Below are 19,713 nucleotides of genomic sequence, written 5' to 3' on the forward strand. Positions count from 1 at the left end.
CGTATGATTGTTGAAAAAATAATGAATGAAGATGTCATTGCCTTAACACCAACAGATACCATTCATAGTGCTGTCTTAATCTTAAAAGAGAAACGGATTCGCCATATTCCAATTGTCGATGAAAGCTTTCACCTCGTCGGATTAGTTAGTGACCGTGACATACGAGACGCTTCTCCTTCTATTTTCCGCACCGAAGAATACAAAAAGGATTTAGAAAAATCACTGGGAAGCATCATGAAAACCGATATCATCACAGGACATCCCCTGGACTTTGTAGAAGAGATTGGTGCCGTATTTTGTGAAAATAACATCAGCTGTCTTCCCATCCTGAAGGAAAAAAGGTTAGTGGGCATCATAACCGGAACTGATTTGCTTCATTCTTTCGTTGAACTGACGGGAGTCAATCAGCCCGGTTCCCAAATTGAAATCAGGATTCCCAATACGGCGGGAACGCTACACGACATTACCTCCATCTTCAAATTGCGCAAAGCGAACATTCTGAGCACGCTTGTCTATCCCGAAAAAGATGAATCCGATTACAAGATTCTCGTTGTCCGGGTACAAACCATGAATCCATTCATGGTCGTGGAAGACTTAAAGAAAGAAGGCTATACCGTTTTATGGCCTTGCCTGCCAGGTGCGTCTCATGACTGATCAATCCTTGTTTGTCTATTCCGATGAATTGCTGACCTACAAATTCAATGACGAGCACCCATTCAATCAAAAACGGCTTCAGCTCACGCTGGACCTCCTAAAAAAACACCATGCCATCCGTGAAGATCAGATCATCAAGCCGCGAATGGCGACCGATGAGGAATTACAACTGGTTCATGACCAGCATTATGTAAACGCTGTCAGACTGGCTGGACAGGGAAAGCTTCTTCCCGAAAAAGCGGGAAACTATGGTTTAGGTACAGAAGATACCCCCATCTTTCCTAATATGCACGAAGCAAGTGCCCTGCTTGTTGGCGGAACCCTTACGGCGGTGGATGCCGTCATGACTGGTCAGTCCCTACATGCCCTTAACCTTGGCGGGGGGCTCCATCATGGTTTTCGAGGCAAAGCTTCAGGCTTTTGCATTTATAATGATAGCTCGGTCGCGATTAAATATTTACAAAAAAAATATGGTGCACGCGTCCTCTATGTCGATACGGATGCCCATCATGGTGATGGTGTACAGTGGTCCTTTTATGATGACCCTGAAGTCTGCACCCTTTCCATCCATGAAACGGGACGCTATTTGTTTCCCGGTACAGGCAATATCAATGAACGGGGGCAGGGCAAAGGCTATGGCTATTCGTTCAACATCCCGGTGGATGCATTCACGGAAGATGAATCATGGCTCGAATGCTATACAGCCGCATTCAAGGAAGTGATTGAATTCTTTAAGCCAGACGTCATCTTGACGCAAAACGGTGCTGATTCTCATTATTATGACCCACTCACCCACTTGTCGGCTACCATGAAGATTTATAGGGAAATCCCGAAATTAGCGCATGAAATGGCCCATAAGTATTGTGAGGGGCGCTGGATTGCCGTCGGTGGCGGTGGCTACGATATCTGGCGCGTCGTACCACGCGCCTGGTCCAGGGTCTGGCTCGAAATGACCAATAATGATATATCTGGACCCTTATCAAGGGAATGGATCGACACGTGGCAGCCTGAGGCTCCTGTGACCCTTCCGGATGAGTGGGATGACCTACAGGATATTTATGAACCCATTCCCCGGAAGCCGGCCATTACCGAGAAAAATGCCCAAACGCTAGAAAAAGCGCTCTACCCCATCCGTTCTAACAGACAAACGACCACCAGCACGGAGGATTAAATGGCCAAAAAAAGAGTGTTTCCAGTCTCCATTTCAAGACAAGTTTCACCTTATGAAAAAGAGAGTGCCCATAAGGACACTCTCATACTGGATTATTTCGTTGATTGACGTTTTTCGATGCGGTGCGGCAGAATCACTTTTTCTTGCCCCTCCACCAATTCCTGATTCATCAATTTAGTTAGCAACCTCATGGATACGGCCCCGATATCGTATAAAGGCTGAACGATGGTCGTGATCTGCGGGCGGACCATCAAGGTTAACCGTGTATTGTCGAAGCTGATTACCTCAAAGTCCCCTGGTACATTAAACCCTTTATCCTGAGCGGCATGAACGATGCCAAGTGCCATTTCATCGGCTCCGACTATGATTGCTGTCGGCCGATCTTCGGCTTCAAGAAACTTATCAAATGATTCAATTCCTGAATCATATGTATAATCGCCTTCCACCAGTAAACTTTCATCGAAAGAAAGCCCCGCTTCTTTCAATCCCTGTTTGTAACCAGTTAATTTCTTCTCATTAATAGGCGCGGACAGATTCCCGCTCACATAACCTATTCGCTTGTGGCCATTTTTGGCAAAGGACATCACGGCATCAAACGCTGCCGCTTCATAATCAATATTGACCGATGGCACTTGCCCGCTTTCTTCGACGGAACCGGCCAATACGATGGGAACCGGTGAGTTCTTAAACTCCTTGACATGCTCGTCCGTGATGTTTCCACTCATGAATACGATACCATCTACTTGTTTACCTAGCATCGTATTCAATAAATGAAATTCCTTATCTATGTTTTCATCAGAACTGCTGAGAATGATATTGTATTTATACATGGACGCTATATCTTCAATACCACGTGCCAACTCCGCAAAAAAGATGCTGGAGATATCCGGAATCACGACACCTACCGTCGTTGTCTTCTTGCTGGCTAGCCCACGTGCCACTGCATTAGGGCGATACCCTAACCGGTTAATCACATCTGCGACTTTTTTCCTTGTCGCAGGTTTAACATTCGGATTCCCGTTTACTACGCGAGAAACGGTGGCCATCGAAACATTTGCTTCGCGGGCCACATCATAAATGGTTATATTATTCATTATTGCATTCCTCCATTTGTTTCATTTTTTCCAATAAAGCATCAATATTTCAAAGAAGATTCTATTATACGTATTTTTCTTATACGGAAAATTAATCGGTTAACGGAAGTCTTTCTATTAATTTTTATATAAGCATAGCTTATATAGATATCTTCATTATGTATGATTCTAACTCAGAACAGTCCTCATCTTTTAACTTATCATACGATAGTAGAATGCTTCCTGCAATCCAATAGTGTCTTTTTCAGGACTTTTTCTGCAAAAACAAGTATTTTACCATTAAAAAAAGCCCTTGCCAAGATGGTAAGGGCCGAATGTACATATATTTCAAATATTCTTTCTTAAACCGTTACCCAGTTCAATCGTTTAATTTCGTTATAGAAATCATCAAATTGCTTGAAGTCCATCTGCTGTGCAGAATCAGATAAAGCAACAGAAGGATCTGGATGAACTTCCGCCATCACTCCATCTGCACCAATGGCAAGAGCTGCTTTAGCCGTTGGAAGAAGAAGGTCACGACGTCCGGTAGAATGGGTTACATCCACCATGACAGGTAAATGCGTTTCTTGTTTCAAGATCGGAACAGCAGAAATATCAAGCGTATTTCTTGTTGCTTTTTCGTACGTACGGATACCACGTTCACAAAGGATGATGTTTCCATTACCCTGTGACATGATGTATTCCGCTGCATGGATGAATTCTTCGATCGTAGCTGCAAGTCCACGTTTTAGAAGGACTGGTTTGTTTACGGCACCTGCCGCTTTCAATAAATCGAAGTTTTGCATGTTACGTGCACCGATTTGGATGACATCGATATGTTCAACCGCTGCTTCCATATCATTTGCACTTACGATTTCACTGATGACTGCCAAACCATATTCATCTGCAACCCGCTTAAGGATCTGTAATCCCTCTAAACCAAGTCCTTGGAAGTCGTATGGCGATGTACGCGGTTTGAATGCACCACCACGCATAAGCTTCAGGCCTTTTGCTTTGATGACTTCAGCAACTGCAGCCGTTTGTTCATAAGATTCCACGGCACATGGACCGAATACGAAACTAGGAATCCCGTTCCCGATAAGTTCACCTTTGATGTCGATGATTGTATCTTCCGGTTTTTGTTTTCTGGAAACAAGAAGCGTCTTCTTCTGATCATCTTTTTGAAGTTCTAAGCCTAATTTAAAGATTTCCTTGAAGATATGTTTAATCGAACCTAGGTCAAGAGGACCTTGATGATTCGCTTCAATAAGATCCAACATGATTCTTTCACGGACTGGATCGTAGCGGTTTACGCCCTGTTTTTCTTTAACGCGGCCGATTTCCTGTACTAGTCCCGCCCGTTGATTAATCAGTTGCAATAACTGAAGGTTTACATCATCCAATTGATTACGCAATCCATCAAGCTCTCTATTGCTCATTCCAAATCCATCCCTTCGATTTTAAAAATATCAACGATTTCACGATGGAAAACCCGTACTTTTTACCTGTTCGAATTTTCACTCATTTCAATCGATAATTTAAGCTATGAAAATTTTATAATAATTCATGTATAATTAAAAACAATTATAAATGAAATTCTTGTAAATGTCACTACTTTTTTCTTTATTAATTAAACGCTTTTAAGTACTAAAGTAATATATTACATAAAAGAAGGTGTCACTGATGCACGAAAAACTGTTTGCCTTGGACATTGGAACGCGTTCCGTTGTAGGAATTATATTAGAAAAAGAACAGGAAAGCTATAATATTATCGATATTCTATCAGAAGAGCATTCGGAGCGGGCCATGCTGGACGGTCAAATACATGATGTTCTAGCTGTGGCTAAAGTCATCTCTCACATTAAGGGCAAACTGGAGGAAACTCACGGTCCCCTAAGAAAGGTTTCTGTCGCTGCAGCCGGTAGGGCCTTGAAAACCGAACGGGCGAAGACGTCTGTCGATATAGTTGGGAAACCGATGCTGACACATGAGGATATCCTCCACCTCGAATTCAGTGCTGTCCAGGAAGCCCAGGCGACCGTGGCAGAACAATCAGACTCCCGGTCCACTTATTATTGTGTTGGTTATTCGGTTTTATACTATCGCCTCGATGGACAGGAAATCGGAAGCCTGATCGATCAGAGCGGGGAAGAAGCGTCAGTTGAGATCATCGCCACCTTCCTGCCCAAGGTCGTTGTTGAGTCCCTTTTAGCTGCCTTGAAAAGATCGGGATTGGAAATGCAGGCTCTTACGCTTGAGCCGATTGCAGCCATCAATGTCCTCATCCCGGCCTCCATGCGCCGCCTTAACGTCGCCTTGGTCGATATAGGGGCGGGGACTTCCGATATAGCCTTGACCGATTCAGGGACCGTCATCGCTTATGGAATGGTACCAATCGCTGGGGATGAAATTACCGAGGCCATAAGTGACTACCTGCTCCTGGACTTCCCTCTTGCAGAAAAGGCGAAAAGGGAATTGCTCGATCAAGATTCGATAACGGTCACTGATATTCTTGGATTTTCCACCGAGATTGCCAAGAGTGATATCATCGAACATATTCATCCTGCACTCGATAGGTTGGCTGAAGCCATCCGTTTAGAAATTCTCTCCTTGAATAATGAGTGTTCACCAAAAGCGGTGATGCTTGTCGGAGGTGGAAGCCAAACACCGGAATTATGCCGGCTTTTAGCTGAAAAACTAAACTTGCCAAGTAACCGTGTGGCAATCCGGGGCGTCGATGCGATCCAGAACCTTGGCATTTCGTCTGAAATCCAAAAAGGGCCTGAATTGGTAACACCGATTGGGATTGCCATTGCTGCCGATAAAAACCCGATTCAATACATGAGCATCACCGTTGACGGGCACCCCATCCGCTTGTTTGATATGAAACGAACAACAGTGGGGGATTGCCTGCTCACAGCAGGTATTAAGATGAGTTCTTTATATGGAAAACCCGGCATGGCCAAAATCGTCACGATCAACGGAAATCAATTTACCCTTCCCGGAAACCATGGAAAGAAATCGGTGATTACCTTAAACGGAACGGAAGCTTCTTTAGATGATGAAGTGAAGGATGAAGACGTCATCGTAACCTCAAAAGGGGAAGACGGTGAACCGGCCATTTTGCGCATACTCGATGTATTGGATGATATCCCTAGAAAAACCGTGATCCTTAACGGTACAGAGTATACCATCGAAGCCTCCATTACCAGAAATGGCAAAGCTGCCTCCATCCATGAATTAATCGAGGATCATGATCAAATAACTTGCAGGATACCAGTAACGATTAATGAGTTGATCAAAGAACTTCACTTATCCGAACTTCTTGCTTGCCTTGAACCGTTATCTATTAAATTGAACGGAAAGTCCATTCAGCTTCCCTCGTGGACGGGTAAAATCAGCAAAAATGGACTGGCAACAAAACGGACGTACTCCTTTGAAGATGGCGATGAATTAGAAGTGGTAAATCCAGCCCCTCCTACTTTATTAGAGGTGATGGAAGCTTTACAAATCCAGCATACCCACAACGTCCCTGTTTTTTTTGAAGGCAAACAAGTCATTCTGTCTAAAAATCTGGCAGAATTCAGACGCGGTGACGAGCGATTGAAAGATACGGACATCATCCAGCCAAATGATGACCTCAGTATGATCGAACATAAGGTGGAACCTTTTATCTTTCAAGACCTTTTCCGTCATGTGGAAATCTTTATGCCTACCACAGGGAATAGCCGATTCATTCTCATTAAAAATGAGCAGGAAACTACTTTTCACGATGAACTTGCCCCCGGTGACCAATTAAGAATTCTTTGGCCCACCACTAGTTGACATAGAAACAGTCTCATAAAATGAAAAAGGCAGGCATGTTGATTCAACAACACGCCTGCCTTTCATCATTTATTGAGAGATTGCTTTGCCTAGAGAATCTTCTGTAATTCTCCAATGGGATTCATTCCATGTAGGCGTGCCATTTTTAAATAGGATGGCTTGGGGGGATTGATGTTTGATTTCAAAAGTTTCCGCCACATGGTTGGAAAGCGGACGCGCTTCTTGCACGGCCAAGTAGGCCGTCTTTAACTCCGGGTGTTCAGCGATGAAATTTTGATAGTGCTCAAAAGCTTCCGCACTGACTGGGCAAGTAACACTATGCTTAAAAAGTAAAAAAAGATCTTCCGTTACGAGCTCATTGAATTGTTGTTCCGTTTCGATTTTAGTAAGTGTCATGTGTATTAACCCCTTTCGATTTCAGAAAAAAGACGATGAAGTCATCGTACCACTTCATCGTCTTTTTTGACAATTATTGTGCATACCTTCGCAAATATTGAGCGATTGAAGCATACATTATTTTTTTAATTTATTTTCGGTTTCATCAAAAGCTTTTTTTGCTTCATCTAATTTTAGCTTTGCCGTATTTTTGTTTCCGCTAGTCGGGTCGGCTTGTGTATTTTTTGACTTATTGTCTTTACTTTCAGGCATATTGGTTTCAACGGATACGATTTTCGAATCGGAAGTTCCCGTTACATCAATATCCTTATTGCTTGAGTTCGTAGTATCATTAGCTGCATCGCCATTTTCTTCTTTGCCCGTTTTTAGGTTCTTCACTTTATTGACGATATCTGAAGATTTACTAGAAACCAATTCAGTAACCGTTCCTGTTTTTTCTTTAGCGGTATCAGCCAAAACCGTACCTTTTTCCATCGCGGTTTGTCTTAGCTTCTCTGTTTTCTCGGAAAGGCTCTTAGCTTGTTCGTTGAAATCATTTCTTAATTCCTTGCCTGTTTTCGGAGCCATGAATAAAGCTGTAGCTGCTCCGATCATTCCGCCGATCAAGGCGCCGATCATGAAGTCCTTCGAATTGATGGAATCGCGTGCTTCCTCGTATGATTTTTGATATTCGCTTGTAGGATATTCTTTTTGCGTCATGTAACATTCTCCTTTCAAATTTGGGAATTTTTTTTATTTACCTGGTGTTAAGATCTAGATCGTAAAAACCTTTTTTTAGGTAGGTTATCTGTTTCAAGTGCTTCTCTTTCTATCTCTGCCTGTTCATATGCAGTTGGAGCGGTTTGCTTGTTCCTGGCCTTCCATTTATCACGGATTTCCATGGCCACGTTACTCCATTGAACGATTTGGGAAATTCGTTCTTGGTTGTTATCGATTTCTGCCTGCACTTTATTAGAAACCTTTTGGACGGATGTATTGAAGCTAGAGATGGAAGTACCTACATCTTTCACTGCATCCACCACTGTGTTCAGATTTTCAGATTTCTGTTGCAAGTCTTCTGCTAACGAGTTTGTTTTATGTAGTAGCTGGGTAGTTTCAACCGTTATGCCTTGCATTTGGCTTTCAAGTCCCGTCAGCGTCCGGGCCACGCTGTCCAAGGTAGTTTGTAGTGATGTGAGTACCTTTGTTAAGAAGATAACAAGGACCAGGAAAGCGATTGCTGCCACTGCAGCACTTACGTATAATATGATCTCCATTGGAACACCTCCGAAAAAAAATCGACATATTTAGTAACTGTTTAGTTATTAATTACCCCTTCCCCGTTATTATAAACGTATTTAATTTGTGAATATACCCTATCTATACCTGTTTTGGAAATATTGATAGCGAAAAATTTCGACTAATTGGGACCAATGGATGAAATTTCTACAGCTAATCAGGTATGATAGAATAATAAAACTAAATATTGGAGGTATTCTACATGAAAGATCCTAGAATCGAGATACTTGCACATAATCTGATAAATTATTCAGTGAAACTCCAAAAGGGTGAAAAACTCTTGATAGAAAACTTTGGATTGCAACGCGAACTGGTCAACGCCCTTGTAAAAGAAGCGTATGCAGCTGATGGGTACCCATTCGTCCTCTTAAAGGACCATCAAGTGGATCGCGCCTTATTAATGGGTGCACAGGAAGAACAATACAAGATGATGGGTGAATTCGAAGCGAACGTGATGAGCCAGATGGATGCATATATCGGGCTTCGTGCCGGAGATAATATCAATGAGCAATCCGATGTGCCCGCAGACAAAATGGCGATTCATGGTCAAACGATCGGAAAAGTACATAGAAATATCCGCGTTCCGAAAACGAAATGGGTCGTGCTCCGTTACCCGACGAATTCTATGGCTCAATTAGCCAAAATGAGTATAGAAGCTTTCGAAGATTTCTATTTCGAAGTCTGCAATCTCGATTATGGAAAAATGAGCGTAGCCATGGATAGCCTTGTTGATTTGATGGATAAGACCGATAAAGTCCGCTTAACTGGTCCCGGAACAGACTTATCTTTCTCCATCAAGGACATTAAAGCCATCAAATGTGCAGGTGAACTGAACATTCCTGATGGTGAGGTGTACACAGCACCTGTTAAGGACTCGATTAATGGGGTCATTTCTTACAATACTCCATCTCCTTATCAGGGCTTTACTTTCGAAAACGTGAAGTTAACATTCAAGGATGGAAAAATTGTTGAAGCGGTGGCCAATGATACTGAACGCATCAACAAAATCTTTGATACAGATGAAGGCGCCCGTTATGTCGGTGAATTTGCTATCGGTGTAAATCCTTATATTCTACATCCGATGCAAGATATCCTCTTTGATGAGAAAATTGATGGAAGTTTTCACTTCACCCCTGGACAATGTTATGATGACGCCTTTAATGGCAACCATTCGAGTATTCACTGGGACTTAGTCAATATCCAGCGCCCTGAATACGGCGGTGGGGAAATTTACTTTGACGATGTGCTGATCCGAAAAGATGGACGCTTTGTTCTACCTGAACTTGAATCATTAAATCCAGAAAATTTAAAATGACCTACTTCACGCAGATCATGCTTGTGATTCCATAAAAAATGACCAACCCATTTATGGGTTGGTCATTTTTTATTTAACTTGCAGCGACTCCTCATAAGCAGCCTGGAATTTTTGAATATCCCCTGCACCCATGAATAGGACTACACTGTTTTTATGTTTTTGTAATTGCGTTGTTGTTTCTTCTGTAATAAGCTCGGCACCAGGAATTTTCTCCTGAAGATCTTCAATCGATAGTTTTCCATGATGTTCACGGGCAGATCCAAAGATTTCACATAAGTATACTTTATCGGCTAGATTCAGGCTGTCGGCGAACTCATCCAGGAATGCTTGCGTTCTTGAGAAAGTATGCGGTTGGAAGACCGCTACTATTTCACGCTCTGGATATTTTTGACGCGCTGAGTCAATGGTTGCTGAAATCTCTGTAGGATGATGGGCATAATCATCAATGATGATTTGACTCTCCATTTCCTTTTCGGAGAACCGGCGTTTTACGCCTTCAAAAGTGAGTAACTGAGCCTTCACGGCTTCCGTATCCAGGTTTTCATATTTACACAGTGCAATGACACCTAAAGCGTTCAACACACTATGCTTGCCAAAAGTCGGAATGGAGAAAGTATCGTAATACGTGTTCCTCACATTCACATCGAATGTCGTTCCCTCCGGAGTGACGGAAACATTTTTCGCTTGAAAATCGTTTCCTTCCGCAAATCCGTAAAAAATGACCGGTACTTTTGCTTGAATATGCGGTAAATGCTCGTCGTCCCCGCATGCAATGATCCCTTTATTGACTTGTAAGGCCATCGTTTGGAATGCCTCGAACACGTCTTCCACATTTGCATAGTAATCTGGATGATCGAAGTCAATATTCGTCATGATTGCATAGTCAGGATAATAAGAAAGGAAGTGACGGCGGTATTCACATGCTTCAAATACGAAGTAAGTAGAATCCACGATTCCTTTTCCAGTTCCATCCCCAATCAGATAGGATGTTGGTTTGGCACCACCCATGACATGGGCCAGCAAGCCTGTAGTCGACGTTTTACCATGTGCCCCGGTAACGGCAACACTTGTAAAGGTCTTCATGAAATCACCAAGAAAACGGTGATAACGTATCACTGGTAAACCAAGTTCCATTGCTTTCACGATTTCCGGATGGGTATCCGGGAACGCATTACCTGCAATGATGGTCATTCCAGGCTGAATGTTTTCCTCGTTAAAAGGAAGGATTTTTATCCCAGCTTTTTCTAACGCTATTTGTGTAAAGAATTCTTTTTCATAGTCGGAACCTTGCACTTGAATATTCATATCATGCAATATTTGAGCAAGCGCACTCATTCCCGAACCTTTGATACCCACAAAATGGTAAGCAGTCATATAACGAACCTCCACCAATCGTCTATCTGTATGACAGTATATGACGTCATGTTTATTTGTTTTTTCATTACGAAAACTTGCTCGAATTGTACTTTTCGCCTAGGTTTTTATACGTACTTTTTATTTATTCATCGACAAAAATATATTATATCACCTTTTTATTCATACATCCATGTCAGGGAGATGCCATTTTATCAAATCATTGGCTTTTCTATTCCATTCGCTTTAGAATTTATATCTCGCCCTTCACATTATATACAGAACCCTAGTATAGGTTCTCTTAATTTACGTGTAAAAATTCAAGTTCTTCCTCGGTAATCAGTACATCCCGTGGCCTGCTTCCCCTCGATTCAGAAACGACGCCCTGCTGTTCCATCATTTCTATCAGACGAGCTGCACGGTTGTATCCTACTCGGAAACGCCTTTGGACACTAGAAGCCGAAGCGGCCTGCTGATGAACGACGAATTCACATGCCTCAAAGAATAACTCGTCCGCTTCTTCCGTCACTTGGGCACGATTCAACAAATCTTCTTGTTCAAATAAATATTTTGGCTTCTGTTCCAGTTTCACATGATTGACCACTTGATCGATTTCTTCATCGCTTACAAAAGTCCCTTGCAGACGGACCGTTTTTGATGAACCGTTTTCCGCAAACAACATATCCCCTTTTCCTAACAGTTTCTCTGCCCCACCGCTATCAATGATGGTTCGCGAGTCGACTTGGGATGAAACGGAAAAAGCGATTCGAGTCGGGATATTCGCCTTGATTAAACCAGTGATAACATCCACGGACGGACGCTGTGTCGCCACAATTAAGTGAATGCCACAAGCACGGGCCTTTTGAGCAATGCGGCAAATCGCTTCCTCGACATCTGCCGGGGACATCATCATTAAATCGGCCAATTCGTCAATGATTACCAAGATATATGGCAGCTTATTGGAATATTGTCCGGCTTTTTCAGCCTGGTCATTAAAACGGCTGATATCCCTAACTCCTGCATGGACAAATAGTTCATAGCGGCGTTCCATTTCCTCCACTGCCCATTTCAAGGCCGCAGTGGCAGCTTTCACATCTGTGATGACCGGACTGACCAAATGGGGAATTTGGTTATATGGAGCAAGCTCAACCATTTTTGGATCAATCAACATCAATTTCAGTTCCTGAGGCGTTGCTTTATACAGTAAACTAACCAACATCGTATTGATGCACACGCTTTTTCCCGATCCCGTTTGCCCGGCAATCAGGCCATGCGGCATCTTTCTTAAATCGGTGATGATCGGCTGGCCGGAAATATCTAGTCCCAGCGCAACAGCGAGCGGTGATTCATGCTCTTGAAACTCAGTACTCTCCAAAACCTCACGCAAAAATACAGGCTTGCTCTTCCGATTCGGAATTTCAATGCCGATGGTATGCTTACCTGGAATTGGAGCTTCCATTCGCATATCCTGAGCCGCCAGACTTAACTTGATATCATCCATGAGGTTCGTCACTTTATTCACTTTCACACCCGGTTCAGGATGGACCTCGAAACGAGTGACCGCCGGACCTTGCGTCACGTTCACGACTTTTGCCCGGACATTGAAGTTTTTCAGTGTCTCGTCCAGCAATACGGTCTGTTCTTCAAGCCACTCATCATCATGTTCGGCATATGTGGGAGGAGTCAATAACTCGATCTTTGGAAATACATAATACGGATTTTCCTCATCTTCTACAGAATCGACTAGTCCCGTACTGACGGGATGGGCTGCTTTCATAGGCTCTGGAACAGCTACCTCCTGTTTTTCTTCATGTTCAACAACTTCCGCTTCTGGAATAACCGGAGAAATGGGAACCTCGTTCGTCTCGAAATGCGATTGTTTCTCGTGCTCAGGTAGCGAAGGAGTTACGGGTTCATACCGAACTTCCTCAGCCCTTTGTGGTTCGGCTGTATCCGTCCGTTCTTGAATGGCTTCTTCCTCAACCTGCACTCCTGTAGCAACGGGAATGGGTTCGCTTTCCAACGTAGTCCATGATGTTACAGGCTTTTCAGTGGGTCTCGTTTCAACAGCCACTACTCCCCTTTCGATTTCAGGGCTTTTTTTTTCCGCTTTAAAAGGATTTAGGAATGTAGCCTTTTCTTTATCCTGCTTTAACATCATGACATTAAAGGGGATATGCTTTTTCGGGCGTTTAGGGGATTCCTCGGTTTTCGGTTCCGTCCCCTGGTCAAGGACTTCGGGATCAACAGGATCCTCGGCGATATATGCCGGGGCCTCAGGCTTACCTTCTTCGGCTGGAACGACAGTAGGTTCAACGGCTTCCATTATCCCGACCGCCACTTCCTGCCCAAATTCCACTTGCTCCGTTTCTTGCTCTTCAACTTCTTGGTCTACCGGAAATTCTGAAGCAACTGGTTCCGGCTCACTTGTCGCCGCCTTGGGGTCCGTATCCTCATTCCGGCGCATAAAGGCAGGAACCTCGGAAATGGCTTCTTCTTTTTTTTCATCTATCTGTTCTGGTACAAGAACGGAAGGTTCACGGGTCAATTCCTCATAAACCTCTTCCTTTACCTCGTTCGGAATAATCCTTGGAACCTCAGGCTCTTCTTTTTTAAGAACAGGAAATTTGCTCTCTAATTCAAATTCGACCGATTTGACCACTTTTTTTTCCGGTCGCCGAAACCCATAAACAGGTGAGGGGATTTCCGTCGGTCGGAACGGGGTATTGGATGGCAGGATCTTTTGAGTAGCGATCCGTTCAGCGTTCTTCCGTTTCTGCTCGGGACTCTGCTTAGGCCTTTTGGATTCATAAGATTCCGTATCCTGTTTATGCTCCCGCTCCTCTCTTCTCTTTTCCCTAGGCTTTCTCACACGTTGTTCCTTATCAGGTATCAGAGGGAATTTAAATTCCCCTTTTGGATATTGAAACAAGATCTTCGTATCCGGATCTTTCGTTTGGGACATTTTTGCCACCGTTTGATTGTATGCTTCGATTTCTTCCTTCTTTGTCTTGGGAAGTTTAGAAAAGTCCATCTTCTTTAAAGTCTCTTTATCGATCGGTTCATCTATTATTATTTCTTCAATCTCAATAATTTCCTCTGCTTGGAACCACTTTTTCATTTTATTTAGCCACTTCAAACCTATCACTCTTTCTACTATCTGTAATTATGTAACTAATTCTACCAGTATTTTTTGAAATATCGAGAGAAATTAAGGTTAATAGGGATATATATGTAGTTTTTTGCAAATTTCCGCAGGAATCATCCCAATTTCACATAACTCTTAACCTATTTAAACCCCTTTTCATATGAGTTTAAACACGTTCTAATTATATAGTCTACTATTTAATTAAAACACCTCTGTTAAACAGAGTTTACAATGAGATTAAGTTTTAATACAAAATATTATATTCCCTAGGGTATAACAAAATAAGCCCCTGCCGAGTTTGGAAATCCATCCAAAGAGACAGGAGCCCTATCATTATTCATCCATCCGCTTACTTATTGTTCACGCTTTTTATTTTTACCCATAATGAAGACCGGCTCTAGCTCATCTTCCTCATAAAGGAAAGATAACGCCGTAATCGGTACGTGGCCACTGGCGAAAAAGCTCATCGCCATTTGTGCGAGTACATCATAGCCAGTATCATTTTGCACATCGGCAATGATGATGACATCTTGATGAGGAATGGCCACTGCCATGGTACCCGATATCTTTTCCTTCATTTCACGAAGCCATGATTCATTAAGAATCCGGCTCGCATCATAGCCATCATTTGTATTCAAGAAATAAAAGGTGTTCCCCGCTACGATATCCGACTTCAATTTAGTCGAGAGGGAGCGGACGTTGAAACGGGCAATCTCCCGGATCCTATCTCCCTGCCAGTCTTCACGCTTGAGCATTTTCTCATCGATCAAACGGTAGGTCTTGCCCAAATCCAACGCATAAAAGACACGTGTCTCCGCCGTATGGTCGTCGAACAAAAAGGGATTGCCCTCTTCTGCCTCCATTGGAAAAGAAGTCGAACGAATCACAGGAAAAATGAATTTCTCCTTGCCCTCCATGCTATGTTCTTCCCCCATTACATTCAGTGCCTCATCTACGTAATAGATGACTTCATCAATGGCTTTTTCTTGGATATTTTCGTAATTTGCAAGCACCGGTGGAAGTTCAACCGTGATGCCTTTACCGGTCTTTATATTTTCGATCCGTAACGTGTCCTTCTGGCTATCGAATTTGAACGTACGATTTTCATCCGCTAAGCGTTCTTTTAATATGTTCTTCAGCTTTATGCTATCCATTTTCATGGCTGACCCTCCTATCCATTGAAAAATCCCCTAAAGAAGGGGACCTTTCATTATAATGATGAAATGAATTCTTCAATCTGTTCTTGTGTTTTACGGTCCCTGCTCACATATCTGCCTAGCTCTTTACCGTTTTCATATCCGATGAAGCTAGGAATTCCAAAAACATCATTAGCAGCGCATACATCGATGAATTTATCGCGATCTACATGAATGAACGTGAATTCAGGGAACTTCGCTTCTATTTCCGGTAGGATTGGTTCAATCACTCGGCAATCGCCACACCATGTTGCCGAGAAAAGGAAAATATGTTTTCCTTCATTTTTTAATGCATCGTATTGTTCAACAGTTTGTAAGTTTTCCATCTTATTATTCCTCCAGCTCTTATGAAATCCATCTAGTTATTTTATAATTCCATCATACCAGACTCCGCTTCAATCAACCATCAATACGGATTGTAATAGAGAGCACAAAAGGTCCGGTATGGGTACGCCGGACCTTCTTTCACCTCTGTGGAACGGAAGAAACGATTTCCATCATTTTCTCCGCCTCATCCTTTAAATCCTCTTTCCCCGTCTCGGTTGTGAGCTTGACCCCGCCGCTTCCTACGGAAAGCTCATATTTCTCTTCCGATAATTCCATGATGGAAATAAAACCGAACTTATCATCATTCTGAAAGGATTCCAGTGTCAAATAATGAGTTTTCTGCTCCTTTGCCGTCAAAAATAATTGCGAGCTTTCGCTGTTTTCATTTGGATTGACAAATAATATATAAGCCTGTTGACCACTTTTCAGGATCAAGTTATTCTCATGTTCCTCTTCTATCTTGAAATTTTTAGGCAGATACACCTTTATAAGCCCCACTTTTGTATTCGGTTGCGGCGCTTCATCCCGAAAAGCGGAAACCGTTGCTGTCACGGCCTTATCCACCTGCCTTTCAATGCCTGAACAACCGACTGCCAGGATGCTCATCAAAAAGACGATCAGAATTTTTTTTTGGGGTGGGACCTTCAAGACTTCCCCCTCCTTTTCAAAAATCTACCGTTACCCTCTTGTCTTTACTTATATCCTAATTTATGAAATCCATCCATTTTCTTAAAACATGATACAATGTAAGCAAATTAGATAATAAGGAGGATCATCATGAAAGTAACGGTTTACCTGGCTGGAGAAATCCATTCAAATTGGAGAAGTGAATTAAAAGAGAAGGCGGCCGCTTTAAAGCTTCCTTTAGAATTTGTCGGCCCAATGGAAAATCATGAACGCTCCGATAATATCGGGGAAGATATTCTCGGGAAACAGCCGACCCCTGTTTTAAAGGATATGGCAGCTTCTCAAATCAATAATTTGCGTACAGGTCTTTTGATGAAGCAAGCTGACCTTGTCGTTGCCCTATTTGGAGAGAAATATAAGCAGTGGAATACTGCCATGGATGCAAGCACCGCGGTCTCACTTGGCAAACCACTTATCTTGATCCGCCCAGAATCCCATCACCACGCGCTAAAAGAATTATCTGAAAAAGCAAGCGTCACAGTCGAATCGGTGAACCAAGCCTTAAAAGTCCTTTCTTATATATTCGAAGATGGAAAATGAATGAAGTTATAGGCACTCTTATGGAGTGCTTTTTACATGGATAAAAAAAGCTTGTAGGACACAGTCTTTGCCTACAAGCCCATCCTTTATCTCTTAATAGGGATCCATATCTCGGAGTAATAATTTGCGGCTGAAGCATCATCTTCAACATATACTTCCATTTCCGGTGTTCCTGCATGTTCATGTCCGCTTGCCGGAAACCATTCGGAAAAGATGTGTTTCCAAACCTTTTGCATCGCCTCGGGCATCGGTCCATTGACCTCGAACACAACCCACTTGGATGCAGGTATCGTCAAGCCAGAATAATCTTTTGGGACGCTTCCGTCATACTCCGTGGCCACCCAATAATCGATTGAATTCCGCTCATCTTCAGGGGAATCGACACATATCCCTAGCAACCCTTTGATTCGGCCGTTATTCAATTTTCCTAACCGATTGCTGGTACCACCCGAGTTCACTTCGTCCCAAAGCTTCGGGATTCCTATCAGATTTTCTTCGTTCTCTAGTGAAAACTCCCGCTTGATACCGACCACTCGAAAAGAATCTCTTTCCACGATATTATACTTCATCGGTTCCGCCCCTTTTAGAAGCACCTGGATAACCAGGCGTTCATAGAATGTCAGCTTTCCCATATACTTTCGGGCTTCGCTAGGAGGTATTCCATGCTGCCGCCGAAAAGCTTTTGAAAAAGCCTCGGGAGTGTCATAGCCATATTTATAGGCTACATCAATGACCTTGCCATTGGTACTTACAAGTTCCTGGGCAGCCAATGTCAATCTACGGCGCCTGATGTATTCTCCAACGGAAATGTCCGTCAAGATGGTGAACGTCCGCTGAAAATGAAAGGCTGATGCATTCGCCTGACTAGAAATGTTCTCGATGGTCAAGTCGTCGATTAAATGCTCCTCTATATAGTCAAGGGCCTTCTGAATGGATTCTACCCACCCCATATGGCTTTCCCCTCCCTTGTTTTCTATATTATCAGCACCGATATCCTAAATCCTGTCTGTTTCTGCTTTGTTCTGACAGTCTCTTTTATTGATGGTTTTTCTTATATTCATACTGCCCCGCAAGCATTTCCATGATATTTCCGAACATATCGGCACGGGTAATCCGTTCATTCGTAAATACCCCGATAGCCCCTTCTTTCTTGCGGATATTCGCTTTCTTGGTGAAATCGTCCATAACCGGACCGAGCTCTTCCCCGTTTTCCAAGCGATCCGCAATCATTCCGGGGAGGGGAATTCTCGCGCCTCCGGCAATGAAGATATCGCCATCCTTCGTGGCCATTGCCCCCCAGTTGCATACGAATAAGCCGCGTTCCATTTTAACCACGCCACCTTCGAGACCGATTCCGATATCGGCCCCCTTTTCAAGCAAGCAATTTCTGGCCCGGTTCACAGCCCCGTTCATGGTCTCTTCATCTGAAAATGGTTGTTCCGAAACCCCACTTTCCACCTGTAGCGAGATGACTTCTGCTTCTTTATAGATGTTAATCACGGCCTGCACTTTCGCCGGGTTTGTACTGCCTACTACAATTTTCATATGTATGCCCTTCCCTCTATGCAAAAAAAGCTGATGGAAGGGTGTCCCCTCCATTTCAGCTTTCATTATCATCCGTTATTCTTCAATGTCTCAAATGTCGTTTTATCGCAAGCGCGGACCAACTTCCCAATCAATTCACGGGCAGCCGCATAATCATCAATATGGATCATCGATGCATGGGTATGAATGTAACGTGAGCAAATCCCAATCACGCCGCTCGGAATCCCATCATTGGCAATGTGGACCTTTCCTGCATCCGTTCCGCCTTGAGAAACAAAATATTGATAAGGAATATCATTGGATTCGGCCGTATCGAGGATGAATTCCCTCATTCCGCGATGTGTGACCATCGTCCGGTCTAAAATACGCAATAATGCACCTTTACCCAGCTGTCCAAATTCACTTTTATTTCCGGACATATCATTTGCCGGGCTTGCATCCAAGGCGAAGAAGATATCCGGTTTGATCATATGTGCAGCCGTTTGGGCGCCCCGTAATCCCACTTCTTCCTGAACCGTCGCTCCCGAATATAAAATATTCTGTAATTTTTCATCCTTCAAATCCTTCAATAGTTCAATCGCAAGACCGCAACCATAGCGATTATCCCATGCTTTAGCAAGGATTTTCTTTTCATTGGCCATCGGCGTGAAAGGGCAAATCGGAACAATCTGCTGACCAGGCTTAACCCCGATCCGCTTCACATCCTCCTGGTCATCCGCACCGATATCTATCAACATATTCTTGATATCCATAGGTTTCGAACGCTGCGATTCATCAAGCAAATGCGGAGGTATGGAACCAATGACCCCGATTACCGGCCCGTTGTCCGTGATAATTTCCACTCGTTGTGCCAAAAGAACCTGGCTCCACCATCCTCCAAGTGTTTGGAAGCGGATCATGCCATTTTCCGTAACAGAAGTGACCATGAAGCCCACTTCGTCCATATGTCCAGCCACCATTACAGTTGGGCCTTCTTCATTTCCTCTTTTTACGCCAAAGATACTTCCAAGGCGGTCCTGAACGATTTCATCTGAATATTTTTCAAGCTCACTTCTCATAAAATTACGCACGGCATGCTCATTTCCTGAAGCCCCTGGTAATTCCGTCAATGTTTTAAATAGTGTTAAAGTCTCTTGATCCATATCTCTACCCCTTAACTACTTTTATTTCCTATCTATTTTACCTAACTTAGACGATAGTTACCA

18 protein-coding genes are annotated in these 19,713 nt (G+C 43.2%); 5 read left to right on the forward strand and 13 right to left on the reverse strand.

Annotation, left to right across the window (positions count from 1 at the left end; all coding sequences use genetic code 11):
• Window positions 1–3: 3 nt before the first annotated feature.
• Window positions 4–654 (forward strand): acetoin utilization AcuB family protein, encoded by a 651-nt coding sequence (locus ACIQXH_RS03920; RefSeq protein ID WP_402874907.1) that lies wholly within the window; start codon window positions 4–6, stop codon window positions 652–654.
• Window positions 647–1,825, forward strand: coding sequence for an acetoin utilization protein AcuC (locus tag ACIQXH_RS03925; protein WP_402874974.1), 1,179 nt, complete (start codon window positions 647–649; stop codon window positions 1,823–1,825). The genes ACIQXH_RS03920 and ACIQXH_RS03925 overlap by 8 nt, the downstream gene beginning before the upstream one ends.
• Before the next feature lie 92 nt (window positions 1,826–1,917).
• Here the strand turns inward: ACIQXH_RS03925 and ccpA are convergent, their stop codons facing one another.
• A complete protein-coding gene (gene ccpA, locus ACIQXH_RS03930) occupies window positions 1,918–2,919 on the reverse strand; it encodes a catabolite control protein A (RefSeq protein ID WP_402874904.1) in 1,002 nt (333 codons plus the stop codon).
• A gap of 341 nt (window positions 2,920–3,260) precedes the next feature.
• The gene (locus tag ACIQXH_RS03935) at window positions 3,261–4,337 is read right to left on the reverse strand and encodes a bifunctional 3-deoxy-7-phosphoheptulonate synthase/chorismate mutase (RefSeq protein ID WP_402874901.1); all 1,077 of its coding nucleotides are present in this window, start codon (window positions 4,335–4,337) and stop codon (window positions 3,261–3,263) included.
• A 244-nt stretch (window positions 4,338–4,581) separates the two neighbouring features.
• On the opposite strand from ACIQXH_RS03935, the gene ACIQXH_RS03940 reads away from it, so the two are divergent.
• Window positions 4,582–6,723 (forward strand): cell division protein FtsA, encoded by a 2,142-nt coding sequence (locus tag ACIQXH_RS03940; RefSeq protein ID WP_402874898.1) that lies wholly within the window; start codon window positions 4,582–4,584, stop codon window positions 6,721–6,723.
• A 69-nt stretch (window positions 6,724–6,792) separates the two neighbouring features.
• Here the strand turns inward: ACIQXH_RS03940 and ytxJ are convergent, their stop codons facing one another.
• From ytxJ to ACIQXH_RS03955, 3 genes are all read right to left on the reverse strand, one after another.
• Window positions 6,793–7,119 carry a bacillithiol system redox-active protein YtxJ gene (gene ytxJ / locus ACIQXH_RS03945; protein WP_402957761.1) on the reverse strand — a complete coding sequence of 109 codons (327 nt, stop codon included), beginning with the start codon at window positions 7,117–7,119 and terminating at the stop codon, window positions 6,793–6,795.
• Window positions 7,120–7,236: 117 nt separating this feature from the next.
• Window positions 7,237–7,818, reverse strand: a complete 582-nt coding sequence (locus ACIQXH_RS03950; protein ID WP_402874890.1) for a YtxH domain-containing protein — start codon at window positions 7,816–7,818, stop codon at window positions 7,237–7,239.
• 47 nt (window positions 7,819–7,865) lie between these two features.
• The gene (locus ACIQXH_RS03955; protein WP_402874888.1) at window positions 7,866–8,375 is read right to left on the reverse strand and encodes a DUF948 domain-containing protein; all 510 of its coding nucleotides are present in this window, start codon (window positions 8,373–8,375) and stop codon (window positions 7,866–7,868) included.
• Between the two features lie 224 nt (window positions 8,376–8,599).
• Here ACIQXH_RS03955 and ACIQXH_RS03960 point away from each other — a divergent pair, with 224 nt between their 5' ends.
• Window positions 8,600–9,712 (forward strand): aminopeptidase, encoded by a 1,113-nt coding sequence (locus tag ACIQXH_RS03960; protein WP_402874883.1) that lies wholly within the window; start codon window positions 8,600–8,602, stop codon window positions 9,710–9,712.
• A gap of 69 nt (window positions 9,713–9,781) precedes the next feature.
• On the opposite strand, the gene murC is transcribed toward ACIQXH_RS03960, so the two are convergent.
• The 5 genes from murC to ACIQXH_RS03985 all read right to left on the reverse strand — a co-directional run bounded on the left by murC (window position 9,782) and on the right by ACIQXH_RS03985 (window position 16,384).
• Window positions 9,782–11,086: a UDP-N-acetylmuramate--L-alanine ligase gene (murC, locus tag ACIQXH_RS03965; RefSeq protein WP_402874880.1), complete on the reverse strand. Its 1,305-nt coding sequence runs from the start codon at window positions 11,084–11,086 to the stop codon at window positions 9,782–9,784.
• A gap of 280 nt (window positions 11,087–11,366) precedes the next feature.
• Complete coding sequence (locus ACIQXH_RS03970) at window positions 11,367–14,186, reverse strand: DNA translocase FtsK (protein ID WP_403122178.1); 2,820 nt, start codon at window positions 14,184–14,186, stop codon at window positions 11,367–11,369.
• Window positions 14,187–14,566: 380 nt separating this feature from the next.
• Window positions 14,567–15,367 (reverse strand): DUF1444 domain-containing protein, encoded by an 801-nt coding sequence (locus tag ACIQXH_RS03975; protein WP_402874971.1) that lies wholly within the window; start codon window positions 15,365–15,367, stop codon window positions 14,567–14,569.
• Window positions 15,368–15,423: 56 nt separating this feature from the next.
• Complete coding sequence (locus ACIQXH_RS03980) at window positions 15,424–15,735, reverse strand: thioredoxin family protein (RefSeq protein ID WP_402874874.1); 312 nt, start codon at window positions 15,733–15,735, stop codon at window positions 15,424–15,426.
• Window positions 15,736–15,874: 139 nt separating this feature from the next.
• The gene (locus ACIQXH_RS03985; RefSeq protein ID WP_402874870.1) at window positions 15,875–16,384 is read right to left on the reverse strand and encodes a hypothetical protein; all 510 of its coding nucleotides are present in this window, start codon (window positions 16,382–16,384) and stop codon (window positions 15,875–15,877) included.
• 129 nt (window positions 16,385–16,513) lie between these two features.
• Here ACIQXH_RS03985 and ACIQXH_RS03990 point away from each other — a divergent pair, with 129 nt between their 5' ends.
• Window positions 16,514–16,963, forward strand: a complete 450-nt coding sequence (locus ACIQXH_RS03990; protein ID WP_402874867.1) for a YtoQ family protein — start codon at window positions 16,514–16,516, stop codon at window positions 16,961–16,963.
• An 86-nt stretch (window positions 16,964–17,049) separates the two neighbouring features.
• Here the strand turns inward: ACIQXH_RS03990 and ACIQXH_RS03995 are convergent, their stop codons facing one another.
• The 3 genes from ACIQXH_RS03995 to ACIQXH_RS04005 form a co-directional block, all read right to left on the reverse strand.
• The gene (locus ACIQXH_RS03995; RefSeq protein WP_403122180.1) at window positions 17,050–17,913 is read right to left on the reverse strand and encodes an AraC family transcriptional regulator; all 864 of its coding nucleotides are present in this window, start codon (window positions 17,911–17,913) and stop codon (window positions 17,050–17,052) included.
• A gap of 85 nt (window positions 17,914–17,998) precedes the next feature.
• Entirely contained in the window at window positions 17,999–18,508 is a 510-nt protein-coding gene (locus ACIQXH_RS04000) for a DUF84 family protein (RefSeq protein WP_403122182.1), read from the reverse strand.
• 68 nt (window positions 18,509–18,576) lie between these two features.
• Window positions 18,577–19,650 carry a M42 family metallopeptidase gene (locus ACIQXH_RS04005; RefSeq protein WP_402874859.1) on the reverse strand — a complete coding sequence of 358 codons (1,074 nt, stop codon included), beginning with the start codon at window positions 19,648–19,650 and terminating at the stop codon, window positions 18,577–18,579.
• Window positions 19,651–19,713: the final 63 nt, after the last annotated feature.

Source organism: Peribacillus sp. NPDC097225, from assembly GCF_044761955.1.
GTDB lineage: Bacteria > Bacillota > Bacilli > Bacillales > DSM-1321 > Peribacillus.